This is a genomic window from Ensifer sp. NM-2 (assembly GCF_003024455.1).
Taxonomy (GTDB): domain Bacteria; phylum Pseudomonadota; class Alphaproteobacteria; order Rhizobiales; family Rhizobiaceae; genus Ensifer; species Ensifer canadensis.
The window spans coordinates 352512-376982 of sequence record NZ_PVZR01000004.1; the positions used below are offsets into that span (position 1 = coordinate 352512).

27 protein-coding genes are annotated in these 24471 nt (G+C 62.4%); 12 read left to right on the top strand and 15 right to left on the bottom strand.

The annotated features are described in order from the left end of the window. Together C6558_RS11085 and C6558_RS11090 are read left to right on the top strand one after the other, a co-directional pair. Positions 1–1107, top strand: coding sequence for an amino acid ABC transporter permease (locus C6558_RS11085; RefSeq protein WP_198956823.1), 1107 nt, complete (start codon positions 1–3; stop codon positions 1105–1107). Then, positions 1100–2542, top strand: a complete 1443-nt coding sequence (locus C6558_RS11090) for an amidohydrolase family protein (protein WP_057211208.1) — start codon at positions 1100–1102, stop codon at positions 2540–2542. Before C6558_RS11085 ends, C6558_RS11090 begins: the two co-directional genes overlap by 8 nt. 64 nt (positions 2543–2606) lie before the next feature. Here C6558_RS11090 and C6558_RS11095 read toward each other — a convergent pair whose 3' ends face one another. From C6558_RS11095 to cysT, 3 genes are read right to left on the bottom strand one after another with little or no spacing between them, the layout of a single operon-like run. Next, complete coding sequence (locus tag C6558_RS11095; protein WP_107027246.1) at positions 2607–3716, bottom strand: sulfate/molybdate ABC transporter ATP-binding protein; 1110 nt, start codon at positions 3714–3716, stop codon at positions 2607–2609. Between the two features lie 15 nt (positions 3717–3731). After that, positions 3732–4604, bottom strand: coding sequence for a sulfate ABC transporter permease subunit CysW (cysW, locus tag C6558_RS11100; protein WP_025428467.1), 873 nt, complete (start codon positions 4602–4604; stop codon positions 3732–3734). Next, complete coding sequence (gene cysT / locus C6558_RS11105; RefSeq protein WP_225968517.1) at positions 4594–5460, bottom strand: sulfate ABC transporter permease subunit CysT; 867 nt, start codon at positions 5458–5460, stop codon at positions 4594–4596. Before cysT ends, cysW begins: the two co-directional genes overlap by 11 nt. Positions 5461–5502: 42 nt before the next feature. Here cysT and C6558_RS11110 point away from each other — a divergent pair, with 42 nt between their 5' ends. The 3 genes from C6558_RS11110 (at position 5503) to C6558_RS11120 (ending at position 8368) form a co-directional block, all read left to right on the top strand. Then, entirely contained in the window at positions 5503–5745 is a 243-nt protein-coding gene (locus tag C6558_RS11110; RefSeq protein WP_057208070.1) for a hypothetical protein, read from the top strand. A 264-nt stretch (positions 5746–6009) separates the two neighbouring features. Further along, the gene (locus C6558_RS11115) at positions 6010–6618 is read left to right on the top strand and encodes an alpha/beta hydrolase (RefSeq protein ID WP_057208068.1); all 609 of its coding nucleotides are present in this window, start codon (positions 6010–6012) and stop codon (positions 6616–6618) included. A 343-nt stretch (positions 6619–6961) separates the two neighbouring features. After that, complete coding sequence (locus C6558_RS11120; RefSeq protein ID WP_057225221.1) at positions 6962–8368, top strand: FAD/NAD(P)-binding protein; 1407 nt, start codon at positions 6962–6964, stop codon at positions 8366–8368. Positions 8369–8387: 19 nt separating this feature from the next. Here the strand turns inward: C6558_RS11120 and C6558_RS11125 are convergent, their stop codons facing one another. From C6558_RS11125 to C6558_RS11140, 4 genes are all read right to left on the bottom strand, one after another. Then, a complete protein-coding gene (locus C6558_RS11125; protein ID WP_057208064.1) occupies positions 8388–9224 on the bottom strand; it encodes an ABC transporter permease subunit in 837 nt (278 codons plus the stop codon). After that, positions 9221–10018 carry a taurine ABC transporter ATP-binding protein gene (locus tag C6558_RS11130; protein WP_057208107.1) on the bottom strand — a complete coding sequence of 266 codons (798 nt, stop codon included), beginning with the start codon at positions 10016–10018 and terminating at the stop codon, positions 9221–9223. Before C6558_RS11130 ends, C6558_RS11125 begins: the two co-directional genes overlap by 4 nt. A 99-nt stretch (positions 10019–10117) precedes the next feature. Beyond that, positions 10118–11125 (bottom strand): taurine ABC transporter substrate-binding protein, encoded by a 1008-nt coding sequence (gene tauA / locus C6558_RS11135; RefSeq protein ID WP_057208062.1) that lies wholly within the window; start codon positions 11123–11125, stop codon positions 10118–10120. 177 nt (positions 11126–11302) lie between these two features. Then, positions 11303–11851 (bottom strand): flavin reductase family protein, encoded by a 549-nt coding sequence (locus C6558_RS11140; protein ID WP_057208060.1) that lies wholly within the window; start codon positions 11849–11851, stop codon positions 11303–11305. 185 nt (positions 11852–12036) lie between these two features. Here C6558_RS11140 and ssuD point away from each other — a divergent pair, with 185 nt between their 5' ends. Then, complete coding sequence (gene ssuD / locus C6558_RS11150; RefSeq protein WP_057208056.1) at positions 12037–13206, top strand: FMNH2-dependent alkanesulfonate monooxygenase; 1170 nt, start codon at positions 12037–12039, stop codon at positions 13204–13206. Continuing rightward, complete coding sequence (locus C6558_RS11155; RefSeq protein WP_244494254.1) at positions 13203–14636, top strand: FAD/NAD(P)-binding protein; 1434 nt, start codon at positions 13203–13205, stop codon at positions 14634–14636. Before ssuD ends, C6558_RS11155 begins: the two co-directional genes overlap by 4 nt. Positions 14637–14685: 49 nt before the next feature. Here C6558_RS11155 and C6558_RS11160 read toward each other — a convergent pair whose 3' ends face one another. From C6558_RS11160 to C6558_RS11180, 6 genes are read right to left on the bottom strand one after another with little or no spacing between them, the layout of a single operon-like run. Then, on the bottom strand, positions 14686–15396 hold the full coding sequence (locus C6558_RS11160; RefSeq protein ID WP_057208052.1) for an MOSC domain-containing protein: 711 nt from the start codon (positions 15394–15396) through the stop codon (positions 14686–14688). Then, positions 15386–16093: a glutamine amidotransferase gene (locus C6558_RS11165; protein WP_198956849.1), complete on the bottom strand. Its 708-nt coding sequence runs from the start codon at positions 16091–16093 to the stop codon at positions 15386–15388. Before C6558_RS11165 ends, C6558_RS11160 begins: the two co-directional genes overlap by 11 nt. Then, positions 16090–16665, bottom strand: coding sequence for a TlpA disulfide reductase family protein (locus C6558_RS11170; protein ID WP_057208049.1), 576 nt, complete (start codon positions 16663–16665; stop codon positions 16090–16092). The genes C6558_RS11165 and C6558_RS11170 overlap by 4 nt, the downstream gene beginning before the upstream one ends. 53 nt (positions 16666–16718) lie before the next feature. Next, entirely contained in the window at positions 16719–17267 is a 549-nt protein-coding gene (locus C6558_RS11175; RefSeq protein ID WP_057208047.1) for a carboxymuconolactone decarboxylase family protein, read from the bottom strand. Next, positions 17254–17490 (bottom strand): hypothetical protein, encoded by a 237-nt coding sequence (locus C6558_RS39645; RefSeq protein WP_146160878.1) that lies wholly within the window; start codon positions 17488–17490, stop codon positions 17254–17256. The genes C6558_RS11175 and C6558_RS39645 overlap by 14 nt, the downstream gene beginning before the upstream one ends. A 15-nt stretch (positions 17491–17505) precedes the next feature. Then, positions 17506–18087 carry a MarR family winged helix-turn-helix transcriptional regulator gene (locus tag C6558_RS11180; protein ID WP_244496086.1) on the bottom strand — a complete coding sequence of 194 codons (582 nt, stop codon included), beginning with the start codon at positions 18085–18087 and terminating at the stop codon, positions 17506–17508. 264 nt (positions 18088–18351) lie between these two features. Here C6558_RS11180 and C6558_RS11185 point away from each other — a divergent pair, with 264 nt between their 5' ends. The 5 genes from C6558_RS11185 to C6558_RS11205 all read left to right on the top strand — a co-directional run bounded on the left by C6558_RS11185 (position 18352) and on the right by C6558_RS11205 (position 22554). Next, on the top strand, positions 18352–18762 hold the full coding sequence (locus C6558_RS11185; protein WP_107027273.1) for a pseudoazurin: 411 nt from the start codon (positions 18352–18354) through the stop codon (positions 18760–18762). A 115-nt stretch (positions 18763–18877) separates the two neighbouring features. Continuing rightward, on the top strand, positions 18878–19429 hold the full coding sequence (locus tag C6558_RS11190; RefSeq protein ID WP_057208043.1) for an MgtC/SapB family protein: 552 nt from the start codon (positions 18878–18880) through the stop codon (positions 19427–19429). Positions 19430–19700: 271 nt separating this feature from the next. After that, the gene (locus tag C6558_RS11195; RefSeq protein WP_025428732.1) at positions 19701–20252 is read left to right on the top strand and encodes a MaoC family dehydratase; all 552 of its coding nucleotides are present in this window, start codon (positions 19701–19703) and stop codon (positions 20250–20252) included. 8 nt (positions 20253–20260) lie between these two features. Further along, positions 20261–21421: a CaiB/BaiF CoA-transferase family protein gene (locus tag C6558_RS11200; protein WP_025428733.1), complete on the top strand. Its 1161-nt coding sequence runs from the start codon at positions 20261–20263 to the stop codon at positions 21419–21421. Next, positions 21418–22554 carry an ABC transporter substrate-binding protein gene (locus C6558_RS11205; protein ID WP_107027247.1) on the top strand — a complete coding sequence of 379 codons (1137 nt, stop codon included), beginning with the start codon at positions 21418–21420 and terminating at the stop codon, positions 22552–22554. The genes C6558_RS11200 and C6558_RS11205 overlap by 4 nt, the downstream gene beginning before the upstream one ends. A 117-nt stretch (positions 22555–22671) precedes the next feature. On the opposite strand, the gene C6558_RS11210 is transcribed toward C6558_RS11205, so the two are convergent. Then, positions 22672–23508 carry an amidohydrolase gene (locus tag C6558_RS11210; RefSeq protein ID WP_057208039.1) on the bottom strand — a complete coding sequence of 279 codons (837 nt, stop codon included), beginning with the start codon at positions 23506–23508 and terminating at the stop codon, positions 22672–22674. A 117-nt stretch (positions 23509–23625) separates the two neighbouring features. Continuing rightward, positions 23626–24414 (bottom strand): IclR family transcriptional regulator, encoded by a 789-nt coding sequence (locus C6558_RS11215; RefSeq protein WP_057208037.1) that lies wholly within the window; start codon positions 24412–24414, stop codon positions 23626–23628. Positions 24415–24471 lie beyond the last annotated feature (57 nt).

The window sequence follows — 24471 nt, forward strand, 5'->3', positions numbered from 1 at the left end:
ATGGCCCAGTTCGAAGGCTTCGTTGCCGACCCGATCCTGATGGCGCCCGCCGCCCGCCCGATGGTGCGCAACCGTACCTGGCTTTCCGCCTATTTCGGAACGCCGGGCAACGCACTGATCACCATCCTTTGCCTCGGCACGATCTTCGGCCTTGCCAAGCTCGCGATCGGTTGGCTGTTCGTCGACGCGATCTTTTCCGGCACGCCGGCGGAGTGCAAGGTTTCAAGCGGCGCCTGCTGGCCGTTCCTGTCGACCAAGCTGCGCTATGTCTTCTTCGGCTTCTATCCCTTCGACGAGCAGTGGCGACCGCTCACGGCGATGCTGCTGTTTCTCGGCGCTTGCGGCGTGTCGATGGTGCCGCGCACTTGGGGCCGGGCGCTTGCGGTCACATGGATCGTGGTGATCCTGCCGACGCTTTACGCGCTGATGGCCGGTGGCCTGTTCGGGTTGACCGTCGTGCCGACCACCCAGTGGGGCGGCCTGCCGCTGTCGTTCATGCTTTCCTTCGTCGGGCTCGCCTGCGCCTTGCCGCTCGGCATTGCACTTGCGCTTGCGCGTGCTTCGAGCCTGCCGGCGATCCGCATTCTCGGCGTCGGCTTCATCGAAATCGTCCGCGGCGTACCGCTGATCAGCATCCTGTTCATGGCGACCGTCATGCTGCCGCTGTTCATGCCCGATGGTGTCACCATCGACAAACTACTGCGGGCCCAGGTGGCGATCATTCTCTTTGCCGCCGCCTACATCGCCGAAATCGTTCGCGGCGGATTGCAGGCCGTTCCCAAGGGGCAGATCGAGGCGGGCCATTCGCTCGGGCTGCATTACTGGCAGATCATGCGCAAGATCGTGCTGCCGCAAGCCCTGAAGAAGGTTATCCCGCCGCTCGTCGGTCTGTTCATCGGCTTTTTCCAGGATACGACCCTGGTGACGATTGTCGGCCTGCTCGATTTTCTCGATACCGTGCGCACCGCCATGCGCGATCCGCAATGGCAGGGCATCGCCGTGCTCGAAGGCTACGTCTTTGCTGCGGTCGTTTACTTCTTTTTCAGCGCATTAATGGGCGCTTATAGCCGTTTCCTCGAGCAATATTTCAGGACCACGCATGACTAGCAATATTCACGTCATCCGCAGGGCGCATACGGTTGTCGGCTTCGACACCGAGACGAAAAGCCATGTCTATCTCAACGACGTCGACGTCGCCTATGACGATACCGGTTTCGTCCATGTCGGAGGACATTATGACGGCGCCTTTGCCAGCGAAACCTCCGGTGCCGACCGGATGGTGATGCCGGGTTTCGTCAATGTGCATTGCCACTCCGGCGAGGAACCGATCTCCAAGGGCATCTTCGAAGACGCGGGTACGGCAGCACTTTGGGGCAACGCCCTCTACGAGTATTCCAACCTGCTGGAAATCGACGATGGCGCGATCGAGGCGTCGTTGACCGTGATGCTCGGCGACCTCATGCGTAGCGGCGTCACCACGCTGCTGGACATTGCCGGGCCGCATGAAAGCTGGCTGCCGACCTTGGCGCGAAGCGGTGCTCGCGCCTTCGTCGCTCCAGGCTTCCGCGAAGCGCAATGGCATGTCGAAGACAGCCATCGCCTTGATTTCATCTGGGACAAGGCTCGAGGCCGCGAGGCTTTCGCCCGGGCGCTTGATGTCCTCGACACTGCCGCAGCCCATCCCTCCGGACGCCTTGGCGGGGTGGTGGCGCCATCGCAGATCGAGACCTGCTCGGCCGAATTGCTGCAAGACGCGGCCGCAGAGGCGCGCAAGCGCGGCATGCCGATCACCATCCACTCCGCCCAGACCATGGCGGAACATGAGGAAATGCTGCGCCGGACTGGCCTGACCGCGGTGCAGTATCTGGAAAGCCTGGGGATCCTCGGCGACAACCTGATCCTTGGCCATTGCATCTTCCTCGACAGCCATTCCTGGACGCGCCAGCGCACCGATATCGATCTCGGCCTGCTGGCAGAGCGGCGCACGACGGTCGCCCATTGCCCGGTGACGTTCTCGCGCAGCGGCATGGCGCTGGAATCGGTCGGGCGCTATCGCCGCGCCGGCGTCAACGTCGCCCTCGGGACTGACAGCTATCCCTTCAACATGCTTGAAGAAATGCGCCAGGCGATGATCTGTGCGAGGCTTTCGGGCAAATCCGTGTTCGACGTATCGACCGCGGATATTCTCGATACGGCAACGCTTGCGGGCGCCCGCGCGCTTGGCCGTGACGATATCGGCCGGATTGCCGTCGGCGCAAAAGCCGACTTTCTCATCGTTGACCTGAAACACCACGCGATGCAGCCGGTTTACGACCCCTTGCGCAATCTGCTGCATTGCGCGGCAGAGCGCGCTATCGAGGAAGTCTATGTCGATGGACAATGCGTCGTGCGCCATGGGCGCGCGACCAAAATCGACTACGACGGAGCCGTGGCGCTGCTACAGGACGCGCAGAATTACGCGTGCCGCAAGGCGCCTGAGAATGATCCCAAGAAGCGGCCAATGCGCGACTTGGCGCCGTTGTCGCTGCCCGTCCCTTCCTAGAACACGACGCGGGCGGTAATCATTGATCCAAAGAGCGCCGGCTAGGGCTGGCGCTCTTGCAAGGTCAGGCTTGCGCGACCAGTCGCGGTTTTTCGGTGGCGGCTTCGTCCCGTTTCGACTTCGCGACGGGCTGCCCCTCCCTGAACAACTTCCACTTTGTCGGGCGGAATGCGACCCTTGCGCGGTCCTGTGTTGTGGTGCGTTCGGGCGGCAGTTCGATTTCGGCATGCGGATGGTTGCGGCCGAGGTCGAGTTCGAGATGGCGGGTACCGGCGACGCGGCGGCTGGCGGTGACCAGGCCGGCGAGACAGCCGCCGCAGCCATCGATCAGCTCGATGTCGTGCGGGCGGAAGTAGAGGGTGGCCGGGCCGTCGGGCTCGGTCGGGGCTCTGAGGCCGATCGGCCGGTCCTCGAACCAGATCTCGCCGTTGGCAAGGGTGACGGCAAGCGCGTTCGACTGGCCGATGAAGCCGTAGACGAACGGCGACACCGGATGGTCGTAGATCTCGTCGGGGGTGCCGACCTGTTCGATCGTGCCCTTGCTCATCACCACCACCCGGTCGGCAAGCTCCAGCGCCTCTTCCTGGTCATGGGTGACGAAGATGGTGGTGTGGCCGGTGCGGTCGTGGATCTCGCGCAGCCAGCGCCTGAGTTCCTTCCTGACCTGGGCATCGAGTGCGCCGAAGGGCTCGTCGAGCAGAAGCACGTTCGGCTCGACCGCCATGGCGCGGGCGAGCGCCACGCGCTGGCGCTGGCCGCCCGACAGCTGCGCCGGATAACGCTTCTCAAGCCCGGAGAGCTGGACGAGATCGATGAGATCAAGCGCGCGCTTGCGGATGTCGGCCGCCGGTGGCCGGCGGTTGGCCGGACGCACCTTCAGCCCGAAGGCGACATTGTCGAGCACCGTCATGTGACGGAACAGGGCATAGTGCTGGAACACGAAGCCGATGTTGCGCTCTTGCACGGTCTTTTGCGAGGCATCCTCGTCGCCGAAGAAGATCGTGCCGTCGGTCGGGCTTTCGAGACCGGCGACCAGCCGCAACAGCGTCGTCTTGCCCGAGCCGGAGGGGCCCAAGAGCGCGATCAGCTCGCCCGAGCGGATGTTGAGCGAGACATCGTCGAGCGCCGGAAAGCGGCCGAATTCCTTGCGTATGTTCTGAACGCGGACTTCCATGACGATCCGGACCTTTCAATGCCTGCGGCTGGCGGCGATCTCGGCGCTGTAGCGAAGCTCGAGCGCCGTTTTCAAGACGAGGGTGACCAGCGCCAGCAGCGCCAGCAACGTCGCAACCGCAAAGGCGGCGACGAAGTTATATTCATTATAGAGGATTTCCACCTGCAACGGCATGGTGTTGGTCTGGCCACGAATATGGCCCGAGACCACCGACACCGCGCCGAACTCGCCCATGGCGCGGGCGTTGCACAGGAGCACGCCGTAAAGCAGCCCCCATTTGATGTTGGGCAGCGTCACATGCCAGAAGGTCTGCCAGCCGGATGCGCCCAAGGACAGCGCCGCCTCCTCGTCGCTGGTGCCCTGTTCCTGCATCAGCGGGATCAGCTCGCGGGCAACGAAGGGGAAGGTGACGAAGACGGTGGCCAGCACCAGCCCCGGCACGGCAAACAGGATCTGGATGCCATGGCTCTGCAGCCACGGGCCGATGAGGCTGTGCGAGCCGAACAGAAGCACGAAGACCAGACCGGAGATCACCGGCGAGACCGAGAACGGCAGGTCGATCAACGTCGTCAGGAAGGCCTTGCCGATGAACTCGAACTTGGCGATCGCCCAGGCGGCGGCGACGCCGAAGACGAGGTTGAGCGGCACGGCGATGGCGGCGACAATCAGCGTCAGGCGGATGGCGGAAAAGGTCTCGGCATCGCCAAGCGCCGACAGGAACTCGGCCGGTCCCTTGCGCAGCGCCTCGGTAAAGACGGCGGCCAGCGGCAGCAGCAGGAACAAGGCGACGAAGGCAAGCGCTGCAGCGATCAGGCTTAAGCGAGCAAAGCGGCTTTCCGAGGTGGCGGCGCGCACGTGATGGGCGGCTGTAGCGAGATCAGGCGACATAGACATATCTCCGCCGGCTCCAGGCCTGGATCGAGTTGATGACGAGCAGCATGGCAAAGGAGATCACCAGCATCACCGCGGCAATGGCGGTGGCGGCGGGATAATTAAACTCTTCCAGCCGGATGACGATCAAGAGCGGGGCGATCTCGGAGACGTAGGGCAGGTTGCCGGCGATGAAGATCACCGAGCCGTATTCGCCGACGCCGCGGGCAAAGGCGAGCGCAAAGCCGGTCAGCCCAGCCGGCAGCAGTCCCGGCAACAGCACCCGGCGGATCGTCTGGAAGCGGCTGGCGCCGAGCGTGGCGGCGGCCTCCTCCACTTCCTTGTCGATCTCCTCCATGATCGGCTGCACGGTCCGGACGACGAAGGGCAGGCCGACGAAGATCAGCGCGATGACGATGCCGACGGGGGTAAAGGCGATCTTGATGCCAAGTGGGGCCAGCAGCGCGCCGATCCAGCCGTTCGGGGCATACAGTGTCGCCAGCGCAATGCCGGCGACCGCCGTCGGCAGCGCAAAAGGCAGGTCGACCATGGCGTCGATCACCCGCTTGCCGGGGAAACGATAGCGCACCAGCACCCAGGCGAGGATGACGCCGAAGATCAGATTGACGATGGCGGCGACAAAGGCCGTGCCGAAACTGATCCTGAGTGCATTGAGCGTGCGGGTGTCGAGTGCCAGCGTCATGAACTGCGACCAGCCAAGGCCGCTCGAGCGCCAGATCAGGCCCGACAGCGGAATGAGGATGATCAGCACCAGCCAGAATAGCGTGACGCCGAGCGCCAGACCGAACCCCGGAAGCACGCTCGGCTGACGAAACCGCCAGCGCCTGTTGTGGCCATGCTCTCTCAAATCCAACTCACCTCTCATGCCCAAGGCAAAAAACCCAAGCGGTCCTCAATGATCGACCCGGCCGTTTCCAACCAGGCGATCGCCATTCCGATCAAGCTCAAACAAACCCGACGCCTTAGCACCGCCGGTCGGGCAAAACCTATCTGGTCCGCCGCCAACCTTGCTGTTCTTTCGCCCGGCTTGTCGAGTTGGCCGAACACAGCACCACTCCTCAAAACTTCGATTGCGCTTGCCGCCGAAGTCCTCGCGTCAAACTATCAATTTCGCAGGCACCAACAACGCAATTTTTGACTGCCGGGGGCCTCAAAACGAAACTGATTTCGCTGAGAAACGCGTCAAAGGAAACACTCTGCCTCAAGCATTGTTCCACAGCCGATACGGCAATTTCAGTGCACTGATTCAAAGCCGCAGAAAGCTATGCTATAGATTTTATGGATATTGGGTATTCCTTGCTTACCTCATGCCAGTTGCCTTCGCATAATCGCCCCATGAATTGTTTGATAGGAAGACGATCGGCGCACCGCCACTTGGCCCGTGTCGCAAGAGGCTGATACCATGGCAAAAACCTTGATCATCCCCGGTCTTTTCGGCTCGGGCGCGGGGCACTGGCAGCGTCACTGGCTGGACGACCAGCCGCGGGCGACGCTCGTCGAGCAAGATGACTGGGACCATCCGGTGCTCGAGCGGTGGCGTGACGCGCTGGAGCGCACCATTCTCCGTCACGGTGTCGTGGACGTTGTTGCCCACAGCCTGGGCTGCATCCTCGTTGCCAGTCTGGCGCGTCGACCGCTGGCACGGCAGATCAGAAGCGCGCTTCTGGTGGCGCCCTGCGATCTAGACGTGACGGGGCGGCTGCATCCCGGCTCGATCGCGTTCGGCGCCATGCCCGAGCATCCGTTGCCGTTTCCGAGCCTGATCGTCGGCAGCCTCAACGACCCCTATATGTCGTTCGACCGATTGCGGCACATCTCGACCCGCTGGGGCAGCCGGCTCGTCGATCTCGGTCATGCCGGGCACATCAATGTCGCGAGCGGTTTTGGCCGGTGGTCGCGCGGCTACGACCTGCTGACAGTCCTGAATGGCATCGCACGGCGCGAACAGCCCCCGGCGAGCGCTGCACAAATCGCTGAAAACCGGGAGGGTCGCGTCGTCGCTGGCCGATAGATACCGGCGCGGTTTCACCTTCTACGTGCGGCTCGAAACGCAGGGGCGACACAAAGGGCTTGATGTCCGCTGGAAATCGCGTTTTAATAGCGCATAAACTTTATAGAGTATGCCGTATAGGGATGACCATGTGCCGAGGTGCCAGGCCAGCCAGAACAACGGATACCTCCTCGCCGGCCCATGCGGCTGGCGGCACCATCCCCGACACTGCAGATTTGAGCCCCGTCAGCGGCCGATCTCGGTGCTGGGCGATACCCCAAGGTCCGATCCGTGTTCGGGATCGGAACAGCCATGCGTTTCAAACTTTGCCGACTGACCGCAGTCGGGCCACAAGGGAGCTCACATGACTGTCCACGGATTGTTTGCCAAGATTTCGCCCGACAGTGACAGCCCTCGGGAAAAGCCGCGCATTGCCATCATTGGCCGCGGCTTCTCGGGGATCATGATGGCGATCGCGCTGATGAAGTCGGTGCGAACAGCATTTCATGTTCATCTCTTTGACCCGCAACCGACCATCAGTGGCGGGCAGGTCATGGCCGCCGCCCAGAGCGGCGAAATCCTCAATAGCCGCGTGCGCGATCTGTCGGTGGCCGCCGGACAGCCGGAGGATTTCAACGATTGGCTCTGTGCCAACCAGGATTTTCGCTCCGCCGTCTCAGCCGCCATTCCAGGCTTCCAGCAGATCTTCGTACCGAAGAGCATCTTCAGCGACTACGTCTACCAGCGCTTTTCCGAAGCGTTGACGCGGCGGCCGGATATCTCCATGCAGCTCTCCTGCCAGGCGGTGCTGGGCCTGCGAAAGCTGCCATCCGGGCGCTTCCTGGTCCTGCAGGAAGAAGGCTCGATCGAATGCGACGTTGCGGTACTCGCCACCGGATTCGGTATCCGCGCGCTTGAAATGGAGGTTGCGGACGATGAACGTCCCCTGGTGAGAGCGCGGCGTCTGGTGGTGCCGCGCCATGCGGTGCTGCTCGGCAGCGGGGTGCGTGTCGTCGATCGCCTGCTGCAAATGCGCGACAACGGCTATGCCGGCGAGATCACCATCATTTCGCGGCATGGGTTCCTGCCGCAATCGCACACGCGGCTTTCAGCAGCGCCGACTTTCCCGGTGGATCCGATGCCGACGAGGCTACGCGACATCGTCCGCTTCGTCAGGCAAGCCTGCGCCGAGGCGGAGGCCAACGGTCTGAGCTGGCAGGCCGCCATGAACGGGCTCCGGCGCCGCGCGCGTTCTCTGTGGCAAGCTCTGCCAGAACAGGAGAAGCGTCAGTTCAACCGTCATCTGCGCTCGATCTACGACAGCCATCGCAACCGCCTGCCGGCGCCAATGCACCTGCGACTGCAGCAGGAACTGGCCGACGGCCGCACCGTCGTGCGCAAGGGCTGGGCCGGGCGGCGGCGGCCGGACGGGCTCATGGTCCGCTGGGCAGGAGCGCCGCAGGAAGATCTGCTGGTGGCAGATCAGGTCATCGACTGTCGCTGCTCTGCGCCTGACCTCAAGGCCCCGGTCATTCAGAACCTCTTTGCCGGCGGTCTGGCGCAGCCGGACGAGCTCGGGCTCGGCCTCGCCGTCAGCCCGGCAGGCGAGGTGCTTTCAGACAGCCACCCAACGGCCAACCTCTATGCGATCGGCCCCCTGGGTCTCGGTAGCCTGCCCGATATCGATCTGGTGCCCGAGATCGTCACGCAAACCTATGCTGCCGCCCGATTGATTGCCACGCGCCGCCGGGTGACGCAGAAGTCTGCATAGGAAGAGCCGTGGTTGCCCGTCAGCGGTGGTGCGACCACGGCACCAGCCGCCGCTCGATCCGTCGTGCAACGACTTCAAACAGGAAGGCGACGGCAGCGATCACCACGATGCCGGCTATGACGATGTCGGTGACCAGGAACTGGGCCGCCGATTGGATCATGAAGCCAAGGCCGCGTGTCGCCGCCACGAGCTCGGCGGCAACCAGGGTCGACCAACCGGCGCCGAGCGCAATGCGTGTGCCGGTGAGAATGGATGGCAGCGCGCCCGGCAGGATCACATGCAGCAGCAATTGCCGTCGCGATGCGCCGAAAGCGCGCGCGGCATTAATGTGGTCGGGCGATGCGGATTTCACGCCCGCAGCCGTCGAGAGAATGATCGGCGGCAGCATTGCGAGCGCAATCACGGCGATCTTCGATGCCTCGCCGATACCAAGCCAGATGATGACGAGGGGCAGATAGGCGAGCGGCGGCAGCGGACGCAGAAACTCGACGATCGGATCGAGAATGCCCTTGCCCCAACGGCTGGTGCCGATCGCAAGGCCCGCGGGCACGCCGAGGATGAGCGCGGCACCAAGCGCACCGAAGATACGTGAAAGGCTGGCGGCGATATGCTGGGCGAGTGTCGCGTCGACAAAGCCCGTCAGCGTCAGGCCGCTCAGCGCCCGAAGGACCGCGAGCGGCGATGGCAGGAACAGCGGCGGCACCAGGCCATAGGAGGAAACGAGGCTCCAAAGGCCGACCAGCGCAGCGACGGTTGCTGCTGAAATCCAAAGAACGGGCAGCGTGCGTGGCGGCTTGACCTCGATTTCGCCGCTTGGATCGGGGCGGGTGGACGTCGCTTCCAGGGAAAGGGTCATGCTGCCACACCTTCGTCTTCGGAATGAATGAGACCGGTCAAATCATCGTGCAACCGCTTGAATTCGGCAGCGGCGCGCAGCTCGTTTTGAGGTATTCCGGAGAGATAGTCCCGACCGAAGCTGACCGGAATGATCTTGGCGATCCGGCCCGGGTTCGCGGTCAAGACGACGATGCGCGTCGCTAGCATCAAGGCTTCATCGATGCTGTGTGTGATGAGCAGTGCACCGGCCCGGCTGGCCCGCCACATGTCCAGGAGAAAGCCTTGCATGCGCACACGCGTCAGCGCATCCAATGCGCCGAGCGGCTCGTCCATCAGTAGGAACCGTGGCTGCGAAGCCAGGGCTCTGGCAATGCCGACACGCTGGCGCATGCCGCCGGAAAGCTCCCAGACCTTGCGCTCTGCCGCATCCGGCAAACCGACGCGCTCCAGCAGCGACTGGGCTTCCTTCAATCGTTGGTCCTTGCCGACACCCCGCAGGCGCAAAGGGAATGCAACATTGTCGATCGCGCTCAGCCATGGGTAAAGCGCATCATCCTGAAAGACGACGGCGCGGCCGGAACCGGGGCCGGACAGCGACCGGCCATCAAGCGCGATCCGGCCGCTGCTTGGCGTCAAGAAGCCGGCCGCCAGATTGAGCAGGCTCGTCTTGCCCGAACCGGATCTGCCGATGACCACGACGAAATCGTCGCCGGCAATCTCCAGATTGATCCGATCCAGAACCAGCGGCGCTTGCGATCGCCCTTCGCCAGGCGCGTATCGTAAAGAGATATTCTCGAGCGCAAGCACGGACATTTTGTCGTCCCCATGATCCATGAAGTGGGCCGAAGGATGGGCTAGCGTTTCACGCCCTCAGTCGTGTCGCCAACCGTTCCCGCGGCAATCCCGCCTTGCTCAGAACGAGAGCTTGGCGGCTTCCTGCGCCCAGCGCGCCGAAACGTAAGGGCCATAATCGGTCAGAACTGCCGGGATCTTTTGCTGCTCGAGCAGGAAGGCCGACGTTTCTGCAATGGCCTTGGCCGTTGCGCCGCCGAGAAGATCGGATGTTGCCTGCTCCTCCAACGATGGGAAGTAATATCCCTTGAGCAGGGCGGGCACGTCCTCCGGCTTGGCGCCGGTCAGGCGGGCGATCTTTTCGGCCTGCTCCGATGTGGCATTCCATGTCTCCGGCTTGGCCCGGTAGTCGGCATAGGCATCACCGGTCACCTTGACGAACCCGGTGACGATATCCGGATGTTCTTCGGCGAATTTCTTGCTGACGATCCAGGCATCGAAGGTCGGGCCACCCCACTGGGCAACGTCGGCAGAGGTGGCCAAGACGGTCGATGTCTTCTTGATCTCGGACAGCACCGGATCCCAGACATAGGCGCCGTCGATGTCGCCACGCTGCCAGGCCGCCGCAATTTCCGGCGGGCGCAGGTTGAGGATCTCCACCGATTTAGGATCGATGTTCCAGTGCTTCAGCGCCGTCAGCAGGCTGTAGTGAGCCGTCGACACGAAGGGTGTTGCGATCTTCTTGCCGGCGAGTTCTTCGGGCTTGCTTACGCCCTTGACGGCCAGGGCTTCCGCGTCGCTGATCAGGCCGACGACGAAGATGGTTTCGAACGGCAGTTCCCGGCTTGCCGCAGCCGCCAGCGGCGACGAGCCGACATAGCCGATATCGATCGAGCCGGATGCAAGCGCCGCGATGACATCGGCGCCGCCGTCGAACTTCTGCCAGTTGATTTTCGCGCCGGTCACCTTCTCATAGGTGCCATCGGCCTGCGGCACGCGCGACGGCTCGACGATCGGCTGATAACCGATGGTCAGTGTGGTGTCCGCGGCCTGAGCCGCAAGCAGTCCCTGCGTCGCCAACACCAGCGCTGCGGTTGATACCAGAAGGGTACGTCTTGCTATTGTCATTGCCTGCTCCTCAACCGTTTGCCGATGGCCCCGTCGTGGAGCCTGTATTGATAATCTCAAAACCCATGGAATTTATAGAGATAAAAAATACCCCGTTTGTGCGACGGGGTATGAAGCCATTCCAAACTTCGGTCGATTGGGCATCATCTTTGCCCGCTCGAACGTGGTCCCCTCCAGTTACGGCAGGAAACTGCCGTAACGGCCGCTGTGGTAGAGGACGGGTTCGCCTGAGCCTGCCGCAATCGCCAGGACCCGTCCCAGGATGATGGCGTGGCTATGACGCTCGATGATCTCCTCGACTTCGCAATCGATCGCGGCAAGTGCCCCATTCAGGGCGGAAGCGCCGCTGACGAGGGTCCGCCAGTCTGCGCCGCCGTAGCGTGCCGCGCCTTTGAGACCACCAAAGCCCGCGAAGCGCTCGGCCACGTGCTGCTGCTGGCTTGCGAGAATGTTGACGCAGAAATGCTGGTAACGCTCGATCACCGGCCAGGTGGATGACGTCCGGTTGATGTTGACGATCATCGTCGGTGGATCGACCGAAAGCGCCGTTGCCGACGTTACCGTCGCGCCTGTGCGATCGTCGCCGATACCGGCGGTGATGACCGAGACGCCACCCGACAGGTTGCGCATGGCGGATTTCAGTTCCGATGGCGTGATGGGGTTAGGGCGATCGATCGCATGACTTGATGTCGTGAATGCACTGGAAGCGGCGAGAGCGATGTTCATGGCAAAATCCTCGAAAAATTTGACCTGCTTCCCGGTCGTGAAGCCGCGATCCGGGAAAAAATTTTTCCTCTACTCAAAAATGATCGCCGGATTTTTCATTGTCAATAAATTTTATAGAGTTTATCTTTTTTGGACTGCCGGCCCTGTCTGGCGCCTGCCGTCGATCGTGTCCGAGGAGAATTCACATGAGCAACACGCCTGACAAAGTCAACGTTCTCTGGTTCCTGCCCACTCACGGCGACAGCCGCTATCTCGGCACATCACGGGGAGGGCGCAATGTCGACCTCAACTATCTGAAACAGGTCGCCCAGGCGGCCGATGCGCTGGGCTACTACGGTGTGTTGATCCCCACTGGCCGCAGTTGCGAGGACAGCTGGGTGGTGGCGTCAGCCCTGGCACCCTTGACCGAGAAGCTGCGCTTCCTGATTGCGGTGCGGCCTGGACTGCTTTCACCGATGCTGGCAGCCCGGATGACGGCAACGCTCGACCGGCTTTCCGAGGGACGGCTGCTGATCAACGTGGTGACGGGCGGCGACCCGACGGAAAACAAGGGCGATGGCATCCACCTGTCGCATGGCGAGCGCTACGAAGTCACCGAGGAGTTTCTCAACGTCTACAAATCAGTCCTTCGCGGCGAAGACGTTACTTTCAAGGGAAAACATTTCGATATCGAAGGCGGCAAGCTGCTGTTCCAGTCGGTGCAGACGCCGCATCCGCCGCTCTATTTCGGCGGTTCCTCGGGCAAGGGCCAGGAGGTGGCGGCCAGAACGATCGACAAATATCTGACCTGGGGTGAGCCACCGGAAGATGTCGCCAGAAAGATTGCCGAAGTGCGCGCACTGGCTGAGGCCGAGGGCCGGGAAGTTACATTTGGCATCCGGCTGCATGTGATCGTGCGCGAGACCGCAAAGGAAGCATGGCGGGCGGCCGACGACCTGATACAATATGTCGATGACGAGACGATCGCCGCGGCACAAAAGGTGTTCGAGCGTATGGATTCGGTAGGTCAAAGTCGTATGAGCCGGTTGCATGGCGGCCGGCGCGACAAGCTCGAGGTGGCGCCCAACCTCTGGGCCGGCGTCGGGCTTGTGCGCGGCGGTGCGGGCACCGCCCTTGTCGGTGATCCGGATCAGGTCAAGGCGCGGATGGAAGAGTACCGCGAGATCGGCATCGATACGTTCATCATGTCTGGCTACCCGCACCTGGAGGAGGCCTATCGCTTCGGCGAGCTCGTGCTGCCAAACCTGCCGCTGGGTCACGCGGTTCCCGCGCGCGAAACATCGATCAATACCGGTCCGTTCGGCGAGACCATTGCCGGCGACCACAGGCCCAAGCTAAAGGTGTCGCAATCGTGAAGCGTCGACCCCGCCGACCGGTTGTCGCAATCATCGGCGGTGGCTTCACCGGGGCGGCGGTTGCCGCCAACCTAGCCAAGAACACGACCGGTCAGGCGGTCGATATCATCGTCTTCGAGCCTCGGGGGCGCCTGGGTGCCGGTCTTGCCTACGACACCTCCGATCCGGCGCATCGCATCAACGTACCGGCGGCGCGCATGAGCCTGATACCGGATGAGCCGGACGATTTTCTGCACTGGCTGGCCGCTGAAGGTGAGCCGCGCGACGACCAGGATGCGCTGACCGAAGACGGGAATCTCTACCCTCGGCGCGCGGTCTTCGGCCGCTATGTCGGCGACTTCATCGCACCTTTTCTTCGGAGCGGTCAGGTCCAGCACTGTCACGAACGGGTGGCCCAGATCGTCAGGACGGGCGAGCAATGGCGGATCGCGGCCGATGGAGGAACTGATATCCTGGCCGACATCGCCATCGTTGCCACGACCCACCCGGCACCGTGTGCACCCCGGCACATTGCCAAGGCGCTCGCCAGCCATCCACGTTTCGTCGCCGACTCGACATTGTCAGGCGCCCTATCCGTAATCCGCGGGGAGGATCGCGTCCTCCTGATCGGCAACGGACTGACTTCGGCCGATGTCATCGCCTCGCTCAGACGAAACGGCCACCGAGGGCCGATCACCGCCCTTTCCCGCCGGGGGCTTCGGTCGAGGGGACACGCGACAACGGCGCAGGAGCCATTTGGCGATTTCGTCACCGATCCTTCGCGAACCGCTCGTTCGCTGTTGCGTAGGATACGCCAGGCAGTTCAGGAGGCGCCGACGGCGGGTCATAGCTGGCACGCGGTTTTCGACGCGTTGCGCGCCCAGGGCGGCGAAATCTGGGGAGCCCTACCTATCCCGGAGCGAAAACGACTTGTTCGCCACCTGAGGCCCTATTGGGATGTGCATCGCTTCCGGGTCGCACCACAGATAGATGCGGTCATCGGCCAAGGGCTTGACCACGGCGATGTGAGGGTTCTTGGCGGATCGGTGAAAGAGATAGCCCGGGCCGGCGAGACCATCACCGCCGAGGTTAGACACCGTCATACCGGCAAGTGCGAGCAGATGACATTTGACGCCTGCGTCGTGACCACCGGCCCGGCGCACACGGCTATCCTCAGGAGCCAGGGTTGGCTGGCCGATATGGCCGATGCTGGCCATTTGCAACTGGATGGGGTGGGCCTCGGCCTTGCCTGCGATGAACAAAGCCGCGCAGCCGACCGCGACGGAAAAAGCGACGACGCGCTTTTCATCGCCGGCCCGCTTGCCCGCGGCACATTCGGCGAGTTGATGGGGCTGCCGCAGGTGAATGATCATGCGATCTTCGTCGCTCATCAGGTCGCGCAGCGTCTCGCAAGCCAGTCCCGGTCGAGGCCTGCGGTGCAAATCGCCTGACACAGAGCAGGCTTTCTACGTTTGCCGGGCAAGCAAGCCGGGGCCACATCTACCCTTCGTGCTGGCCCTCAAGACGCCGCGTCCAGTCCTCGACCTTGCGGGTCGCCAGCCGCTTGATCGCGTAGTCGCGCCAGTTCGTCGGCAAGATATCGAGGTTGGCAATCTCCTGAAGGGCGTCCCGGTTCATCGTGTCGACGTAGAGGTAATGCCAGAGTCGCCTGATGGTCCAAGTCGGGTATCGGCGCTCGACCAGAGCGAGGGCGTCTTCCGCGCAAACGCGCCCTTCCTCGATCACGCGGTAGTACCATCCGGTGCGACCGGATTGCTGGACACGGCGGGCCATGTCGCTTTGACCGAAGCGCTTGTTCAGTTTCCAGCACGGCTGCCGGCCCTGGCTGACTTCGAGCAGGGCACGGCCCAGGCGAAACCGATCTCCGACGGCCACATCATCTTCCGTCAGTCCGGATGTCGACAGGTTTTCGCCGAACGCTCCAGGGTGATCGAGAACCGCTGCCGGGCCGATCTCCGACCGCCAGAGCCGGTAATGATCGCCGGGGTAGTGGTGCACAGCCTTCTCGATGCCGCCGTGTCGTTTAAGGTCGCCCTGGTGATCGCCAACGAAGCCGGTCGGCGACAGGTGCAACGCCCCGGCGACCGGCTTCTTGTCGATACCGCTTTGCGTCCCGCGTTCATCGATGGCGGTCAGTGAACCCACCAGCAATGCATTGAGGGCAATCGGCTTTATTTGCTCAGGCCGCATGCAACTGCTCCAACCATGCCGTCATCATCGAGTCGGCGGCCGTCGCTAGTGTGGCCCCGTATTGCGTCGCATCGTCGCGAAGTTTTCCGATGTCGATCTTTGCCGCCACCAGCTCGCAGGCGTGACCGACCAGCCACCGCTCAAACGCCACTCCCGCATCCGCCTCGGGGTGAAACTGAAGCCCGAGAATATTGTTGCCGATGGAAAACGCCTGCTGCACGGTCTTTGGGGTCGACGCCAGCAAAGTGGCGCCGGCGGGAAGATCGTAGGTATCGCCGTGCCAATGCAGCATCGGCACGCCATCCAGATGACGAAGCGGAGAAGCACGGCCGGCCTCGCTAAGGCTGATCGGGTCGAAACCGATCTCCTTGATCCCCAATGGAAAGACCCGCGCGCCGCTTGCGCGCGCAATCAGCTGCGCGCCAAGGCAGATGCCGAGGGTCGGCCGACCGGTCTTCAGTCGTGCTGCCAGCACCTCGACCTCCCGCTGCAGAAACGGGTAGGTCCGGTCCTCGTAGGCGCCGATCGGTCCGCCGAGTACAACGACAAGGTCGGGGGCGTCCGGCGCGAAATCCAGAAAATCGGCAGTTCCGACATCGCGGTATTCTATCCCGTAGTCAGCGCGAAGGGGAGCGGCAAAGGTGCCGAGATCCTCGAAATGAACATGCCTGATCACCAGGGCCGATTTCAGTGTCATCGCTTTCCTGTCTCTATTCGACGTGAAATCTCATCGGGAATTGCGCAGCCGTCAGTCGTGCAGCCGGCGATGTCCACCGGCACAGTCGTTGCCGGCAGCGGTTCTGCAAGTGCTGTCGCCAGCCAAGCTCCGACGAGCAGATCGTCCTCGATCCCGAATCGATGGTGGCGGACCTTGCCGTCGCGGCCAATGATAATGGTCGTGGGCGTGCCACGCATGCCGTAGCCCTGCATCGTGCGCGGTATCGGCGTATCGGGTGATGCCGCGTCGACGCCGATCGGAAAGCTTAGACGGTATTCGTGGATGAACGCCTTGAGGGCCTCCGGACCCATCGCCGTATGATGTTCGAGAACCGTGTGCAGGCCGATCACTTGGAGATCGGTGTCGCGAAACAGCCGCTGCACGCGCTGGGTCTGCGGCAATCCGTACGATACGCAGGCGGGGCAAAGCATCTGAAAGGCGTGGATGAAGACGACGCGTCCGCGCAGCATGCCGAGGCTCAGCGGTGTTGCGGTGTTGAACCAGTTGCTCACGTCCAGTTCCGGCGCCTGATTTGAGAGATCAGCGATCATGAGGCCATTCCTTTTGGGAGGGGCCGGGCAGGCAGGACCTGCCCGGCGGGATGTCAGGCCGCTTCGCGCACGAGCTTGACGCCGGGGAAATCGACCGGCACGGCGAGGGCCACGTTGATGTAGTTGGTGAAGAGATTGAGCGCCACGTGCGCGATGATCTCGACAATGTCCTGATCGTCGAAGCCGGCATTGCGCAACGCCTTGACGTCAGCATCCGAGACCTGACCGCGTTCGTCGACCAGGATGCGGACGAATGAAAGCACCGCCGCGGTCTTCGGATCAGCGGAGTGGCCGCGTTGGGCGTCAGCCATGTCCTGCGCTGTCGCGCCGGCCTTGCGGCCGAGAGCCGTATGCGCCGCCAGGCAATAGTGGCAATCATTGCGGTCAGCGACGGCGACGGCAATCTGCTCGCCGAGTTTGGCGCCGAGCCGGCCATTGCCAAGCGCGCCGAACGAACCCCACATGCTGGCAAGTGCCGCCGGGGAATTGGCCACCGCCTTGAACATGTTCGGTGTCGCGCCGAAGGCCGCGTGGATGCTGCCCAGCAGTTCTGCACTGGCACCGGTTGCCGTCTTGGGGTCAACTAGATTAATTCTGCTCATGGTTTTCTCTTTCTATTTGCATGGAGGGAGAAAATGCCGGTCCGCCGATGGCAGTCGACGGGCCGGCGCCGACATCATCGGGGCCGAAAGCGCGCTTGAATGCGGTGAAATCCTTTGGTCCCGAGGGTGAAGCGGTTTGTCCTGGTGCCGACGTCAGCACGCTGGGGCGTGGCAGCGCCGGTGCATTGGTCGAAACAAATGATGGGTCGGTGGTGTCCTTCATTGCATCTGCCCCACCTCAGGCCGCGCCACGGTTGAATATCTTCCAGGCGGCGGCCTGGCTTGAGGCGTCTGCCGTTTCGTATTCGCCGCAATCGATGCGCAAATCCGCTTGGCCAAACGGTGCGTTGACGAAGGCGCAATGGTGCGGCTCTTTCGAACCCGGATAGGCATTGGGCTGGAAGTATCGGCAGTTCACACACATGCGTTGTTCCGGGATGGCGCCGGACGCCTGCAGCGTGCGGATGATCTTGACCAGATGAAGCAGCAGATCTTCCTGTCCGAGCGTCGATAGCGACGCAAAGGCAGCGTCTGTCGCCGAGGCAATCATGCCGGCGCGGCGCACGGCGGCCTCGCCTTCGGCCGTCGCGGCCACCGCTACGGCCCGCGCATCCGAAGGGTCCGCCAGCTTCTCGACAAAACCCTTGCGCGTCAGTGCATTGATCGAATCCGTCGCAGTCGGTTGGCTGACGCCGAGATGGGCTGCGATCTGTTTGACGCGCATGCCAGCTTTGCCACGGCCCACCAGAAAGATCAGGATCTGCAGTTGTGTCGGGTTCAACCCGATCACGTCGGCTGCCGTCCATGCTTCGGTCCGCATCGCCGTCGCTATCCGTGCGAACCCGTCGCCTATGCGGTCGATAATTGCAGGCGGTGTCGTCGTGTTCTTTGCCATTCCTGATATATATAGGAGTCCTAATTAGTGTCAATTCACCGTCGCCGGGAATCCGCATCCAATTTGACGCGCATCAAATTAGGTGCACGGCCTTCGGACTAATACTGCGGCGAACAACCCAAGCACGGGCTGCTCGGTCAAACGGAGAAGACGATGTTGAAAGCAATCAAGAGCGGATTGGGCCTCGCAATGGCGGTCATGCTTATCGCTGCGCCCGCAACCGCCGCGGATTTCGAAGTGCACATGCTCAACAAGGGCAAGGAAGGCGCGATGGTGTTTGAACCTGCGTCGCTGAAGGTTGCGGCCGGCGACACGGTGACGTTCATCCCGACCGACAAGGGCCACAACGTCGAAACGATCAAGGGCATGATCCCGGATGGCGCAGAGGCATTCAAGAGCAAAATCAACGAAAACTACAAGGTGACCTTCACTGCACCCGGCATCTACGGCGTGAAATGCACGCCGCACTACGGCATGGGCATGGTCGGCGTGGTTCAGGTCGGCGACAGCCCGGCCAACCTCGCAGCGGCGAAGGGCGCCAAGAACCCGAAGAAGGCGCAGGAACGGCTGGACGCCGCATTCACAGCACTCGGCAACTAAAGCAAAGCCACACTGAAACGAGCGGGCGGGGACGGGCCGCTCGACGGCGCCGCCCACCGGGCGGAAGGCGGCGCCATCATGCGGAACCAATGCGAAGCACTCGCGTTGGTTCCGCATGGAGCAAATCGTAGCAGACATGTTTCCGCCGTCGCAGATTCCCTATCCGGTCATCTTCGCGCGCATTCTCGGGGCCTTGCTGATGGGCTCGATCATTGGCTTCGAGCGTGAAGCCAAAGCCCGCCCGGCCGGTCTCAAGACGCACATGCTCGTGTGCCTCGCCGCCTGCACCTTTGCAGTCATCTCGCTTGAAAGCGTCTATATGAAGGGCTTCATAGACGAGCGGGTCCGGATCGATCCCTTGCGCGTCGTTGAAGCGGTCACCGCGGGCGTCGCCTTTCTTGCGGCGGGCACCATCGTACTGTCGCGCGGACAGGTCCAGGGCCTGACGACCGGCGGTAGTCTGTGGTTGGCGGGCGCCATTGGCCTCGCTCTCGGCTTCGGCCACTGGATCATCGCTGCCTTTGCGACAGGATCCGCCTTTCTTGTTCTTTCCGTCGTCGGCAGGCTCGAAGCGGTAGTTGAGGAGGAAGAGCAACCCGGCCCTCAACCTCAGGCATCCAAGCCTCGCGACGAGAAGGTGAGCCGCATCCGCAAGAGCACCCGATAGATTTCGCATCCTGCGCCGCTTGGGACGGCACCATTTTTCACTCACCGCTCTGCAGCGTTTCTTTCGATCCATGGCTTTCTTGGCCGGCAGATCAGGCCGGGCGCAATGGTCATTTGCATCTTGCAAAAAGCCTCCATATGTGAACAGTATCTTTACATAAGAAAATTCATGGAGGAGATAATGCCCAACCAGCACAGCCGCGCCCATATGATAAGCGCGACCACTCGCTGCCAGCTGCCAATGCGGATACGAGCCAGCGCAGGGTTTTCTCATGAATGAATTCTCGCCAACCGTTGGCGTGTCTACGACACGCCCCACCGACATGCCGGAGGATCACGCTGCCCTTCCGGTGTGGAATGCCGAAAACTGGTTTTACGAGGATTGGCCGGTCGGCCAGCGCATCCGCTCGTTGCGCCGGACGATCTCCGAGAGCGACAGCCACCTGTTCAACACGCTGGTCGTCGACATCCACCCTTATGTCCAGGATCAGATGTTCGCGGAACGGGAAGGCATCTTCGGCCGCCGACTGGTGGCTGGCGCCTTCGTTTTTTCGGCCGGCCTCGGCCTCGTCGCCACCAACTGCGTCAACGCTTTTTCCTACGGCTATGACAAGCTGCGCTTCATCAAGCCGGTCTTTCTGGGCGACACGATCTACACGATCCGCACCAACATGGACAAAACACCGCGCTACAAGGAGCTTGGCCTGATCCGGGCCAGTTATCAGGTCTTCAAGAACGAGGGTGAGCTGGTGCTCTACTGCGAGCATCTGCAGACGGTGAAGTACAACAATCCGGCTGACTTCGTCGGCAAGACAGAGAAATAAGAACAGCGATGCACGAGGAAAACGAACTGCCTTTGGCCGGCCTTGTCGTCGTCGACATGAGCCAGTTTCTCTCCGGTCCCTATTGCTCTCTACGGCTGATGGACCTGGGCGCGCGCGTCATCAAGATCGAGCGCCCGGATGGCGGCGATCTATCGCGCCGCCTCTATCTCAGCGACACCGAGATCGGTGGCGATTCCACCATCTTCCATGCGATCAATCGCGCTAAGGAAAGTCTGGCAATCGATCTCAAGGACGAATCCGATGTCGCGGCGCTGAAGGCGCTGCTCGCCAAGGCCGACGTCCTGATCCAGAACTTCCGACCTGGCGTCATTCAACGGCTGGGCTTGGACTACGAGGCCGTTCGGGCGATCAACCCGCGCATCGTCTACGCTTCGATCAGCGGTTATGGAGAGGAGGGCCCTTGGGTCAAGCGGCCCGGTCAGGACCTGCTGGCGCAGGCGCGCTCCGGCGTGATGTGGTTGAACGGCGACGAAGCGCAAGGGCCGGTCCCCTTCGGTCTTGCCATTGGCGATATGCTTGCCGGCGCTGCAGCCGCCCAGGGCATTCTTGCTGGTCTCGTCCGCCGCGGCATCTCCGGCAAGGGCAGCCTGATTGAAACCAGCCTGCTCGAAGCGCTGGTCGACTTCCAGTTCGAGGTGCTGACGACCCATCTCAACGACGGCAGGCGGCTGCCGAAGCGCTCGGATTTCCGCAGCGCCCACGCCTATCTGTCGGCGCCCTACGGGGTCTACCCCGCCAAGGACGGCTACCTCGCGATCGCGATGACGCCGATCTCGAAACTTGCCGACCTCCTGGAGATGCCGCAGCTCGCGCCCTATTGCGACGACCCGTCTTCGTGGTTTTCCGCAAGAGACGAGATCAAGGCCCTGATCGCCGAGCGCATCGGCGAAAACACGGTGGACCATTGGCTGGCCGTGCTCGAGCCGGCCGACATCTGGTGCGCTCGCGTGCTCAACTGGAACGAACTGCTGGAAAGCGACGGCTTCCGCACCCTTGACATGCTGCAGACGGTCAACCGCGAAGACGACGTGTCAATCCTGACCACGCGTTCGCCGCTGCGGGTCAACGGTCGGCGCGCCCAGGTCGATCGCGCTGCCCCCAGAATCGGCGAACACAGTGCATCGATCCGCAAGGAGTTCGGCCTATGACCGTCACCCTCAAGGGCATGACGTGGAGCCATCCACGCGGTTACGACCCCATGGTGGCGTGTTCGAGACTCTGGCAGGAAGAGACCGGGGTTGCCATCCATTGGGAGAAGCGCTCGCTGCAGGATTTCGAGACCTATCCGGTCGAGGAGCTCGCCAAGGCATACGATCTGATCGTTATCGATCACCCGCATGTCGGGCAGATCACCAATGAAGGGTGCCTTGCGCCTCTTGATGTGGCCGGTCGAGAAGCGGAACGTTCCGTGCTTGCAGCCGGGTCGGTCGGGCAATCCTATCCGAGTTACAGCTGGAACGGGCGCCAATGGGCCTTTCCGATCGATGCCGCGGCACAGGTCCAGGCCTGGCGCCCTGATCTCGGAGAGCGTGTTTCGAGCTGGTCCGGCATGTTGGACCTCGCGCGCAAGGGTGCGGTGCTGCTGCCGCTGCGACCGCCGCATTCGCTGATGAGCTTCTACACGCTCTGCGGCAATCTCGGTCACCCCTGCGCAGTGAGCGGACAAGCGGACCTGGTGGACCGTGACGGAGGCGTTGCCGCCTTCGAGATGCTCTCCGAGCTTGTATCGCTGATCGACCCCGCCTGCTTCGCGATGGATCCGATCGCGGTGCTGGAGGCGATGTCGGCCCCGGAGGCAAAAGCCGCCTGCGCGCCGTTAATCTACGGCTACGTCAGCTACTCGGTTGCCGGTTTCCGGCCGTCGCTCATCCGGTTTGGCGACATTCCGGTCGCCGGCCAGCATGGCCCAAGCGGTTCGGCGCTTGGCGGAACGGGCATTGCCGTCTCCGGCTTCTCGTCGTCCATCGACGCCGCGACCGACTTTGCCTATTGGGTTGCAAGCGGTGCGGTCCAGCGCCAGGCCTACGCCTTTGGCGGCGGACAGCCGGGACACGGCGACGCCTGGGACGACGATGCGGTGAACGCGGCGACATCAAACTTTTATCGCGCGACCCGTGCGACGCTCGAAACCGCCTGGGTGCGTCCCCGACACGATGGTTACATGCCGTTCCAGCAGGCGGCCTCGGATCGCATCAATGACGGGCTATTGCGCAAGGAGATGGCGCGACAGGTCGTTGACGATCTCAACCGGCTTTTCACCGAAAGCTTCGCGGCGGCGTAAAGAGAAACACCGGAGATAAGCGATCGGCTCATCTCCGGTGTTCAGCAAAAAAGGCCGACCTAGCGGTTTCAGGCTTTGTCGTGAGGGTGGGTGGCCACAATGGGCCGCGTTGCTTCCTTACGCGAGATTCCAGATTCGACGTGCGTTTGCCGACAGCAGCTTTGTCCGCTCGTCCGGACTGCAGTGCTCCAGCAACGCGTGAGTGGTCGCAACCCAGGTTGAAAGGTTGGCGCCGAGCGTGCAGACGGGCCAATCGCTGCCCCAGACGACGCGGTCCCAGCCGAGAGTAGCGATCGTATGCTCGACGTAAGGTCGTAGCGTCTCGACATTCCAGCTTTCATCCGCATAGGCGACGACGCCGGATATCTTGGCAACCACGTTCGGCCGCTTTGCGATCTCGCGCATATGGTCACGCCAGGGATGTTCGGCGCCGTTGCGGATATCGGGAACGCCGCAATGGTCGAGCACGAACTGCAGATCGGGCACGAGATCGGCAAGGGCAATCGCTTTGGGGATCTGGTGCGGCAGGACGCAGAGATCGAAGGTAAAACGGTTACCGCCAAGCCGCCTGATGTTCTCGCGGAAGAGGGCGCCGTCCGACAAATCGTCCGGGACCACATGCAGGACACGGCGAAACCCCTTGACGAGGGGATCGTCCTGTTGCCGTTCGAGATAGGCGGCAAAGCCGTCCTCTTCCGGCCGGCACGCGGCAATTGCCCCCTTGAGCAGACTGCCCGCTCTTTGCGAGAGTTGCCGAACTTCTGACGTCTCCAGCTCCATTTCGCCGGGATCGACGTCAACTTCCATGTGCAACGCCGTGCCGATGCCGACACGCCGGGCCTCCGCCTCATAGGTCGAATAGAGGAAATCCCGATCCAGCGCCGGGACGCCCGTCAGCCAGGGATAGGTCAACGCGGACTTGTTGATGAGATGCAGATGGGTATCAACGATCACGATGCGGCTTCCTCCATACGCCTCACACTCTCACACGAGAAGAGATCATTCAAATAAGAAATTGACAGTATGCAGCGATCGCGGACGTCGTGTGCCGACCGTAGATCCGGCACCTGCTCATTCCGACGATTGCGCCACATCCGATCCCGCGAGCACCGAAAGCTGTGTTGCCGCGCTGCGCAGGAGCGAGATCGTCTCGGTGATATCAGGCGCAGATGGCGCATTGACCAGCGCAATATAGGGAATGGTCAATGCCGCGATGCCACGGCCGTCAGGCCCGAGAATGGGCGCCGAGAGGTTGTAGACGCCGGCCGTCTGGGCGCTTGCCATCATTTCGTAGCCACGCTCGCGGATCTGGTCGAGCCGGGCATAGAATTCCGGACCAAGCAAGATCTCGTCCTTGCTGCGCGCGTGCTCGGCGATCATCATTTCCCGCTCCTCCGGCGTGCGGAAGGCGAGCAGGATGTGACCGGAGCCAGTATCGAACAGGCTGATGTGCGAGCCGACCCTGATTGAGATACCCCAGTAATCAGGCGCTTCCTGCTGGGCGATGACCACGGCCGAGCCGCGATCGAACACGGCCAACTGGTTGGCCTGCTTCGACCGCTGGGCAAGATCGCGCATCAGTGGCGTCGCATAGGAGGCCAGCCGCCGCACCGGTGCGTGAAGCTGGGCCAGGCCGAAAAGCTTCAACGTCAGGGAATAGCGATCGCCATCGATTCGCGTGACGTAGCCGCGGCGCACGAGCCGGTCGAGCATCCGGTAGAATTCGTTCGGGCTCCGATTGAGCCTTTTCGATATTTCCGCCTGCGTCAGGCCTCCATCGACGCTCGCCAGCAGTTCGAGAATATCAAGTCCTTTGTCCAGCGCGGGGGCGCGGTAGCGATCGGACTCTTCGGTGTCCATGGGCGTCCTCCTTAGTGAATATCGATATCCATATACGCAGAGAAAGCCGCCGACAAA